The sequence below is a fragment of the Paracoccus sp. DMF genome (assembly GCF_004407025.1).
GTDB classification, from domain to species: domain Bacteria; phylum Pseudomonadota; class Alphaproteobacteria; order Rhodobacterales; family Rhodobacteraceae; genus Paracoccus; species Paracoccus aminovorans_B.
In genome coordinates this window covers 1-671 of record NZ_SOKV02000189.1, presented here as the reverse complement: position 1 = coordinate 671, position 671 = coordinate 1, and the positions used below count along the sequence as shown (strand labels likewise).

General features: G+C 53.9%; 1 protein-coding gene. It reads right to left on the bottom strand.

What is annotated here, in order from left to right; translation table 11 throughout:
• On the bottom strand, positions 1–489 hold a 489-nt coding region (locus E3D03_RS21140; protein WP_263568568.1), incomplete at its 3' end, for an IS110 family transposase.
• Between the last annotated feature and the right edge of the window lie 182 nt (positions 490–671).

Sequence of the window (671 nt, the reverse complement as noted above, 5' to 3'; positions counted from 1 at the left end):
CTCGGCAAAAGAGGCCTTCAACAGCGGTTCATTCGCCCAGCTTTGCGTCAGGCTGACGCGAGCTTGAACCAGGGCGGCACGGCGGCGGAAAAGGCTCAACAGCTGGCGATAAAGAGGGGACGGCGGTGTCCAGGGGCGAAGCTCGTCGGCTTCTTTTCGCAAATACCGCGCTAGTAATTGGGCATCCAGGGCATCAGTTTTGGCACGAACCTTCACACTTTTGCGGTAATGACTGAGTTCATAACCACCGACCATGTAGATAACGCAGCCAGCTTCATAGGCCAGATCAGCAAACTCCAAGTGGTAGGTGTTGGTGGCCTCAATGGCGATAGCAACGCTGCCTGGCAAAGCCCTCAGCCACTTTTTGATAGCGGCTTTGGTATTCGGGATTGCTTCCAAAAGATCGAGATCGGCGTGATAAATCACCAATTCATTTTTTGCGACATCAATACCAACAGTCGGCTTGGAGACGGGAACTGGCATTGCCATAGTGACTTCCTCCGGGCTAAGGTTTTGAGCACTTGAAGGGCTCACCCAGAGGCGCAGGCTTGTTCCTATCGTCGGTCATAGCCAGATGCATTCTTTATCGGCGCTTGGGTGAAAGGAGGAGGGGCGAAATCTCCCACGGTCTGTACTGCGCCAACAGTCAGAATCTGGCTTTGTCCCTCCTC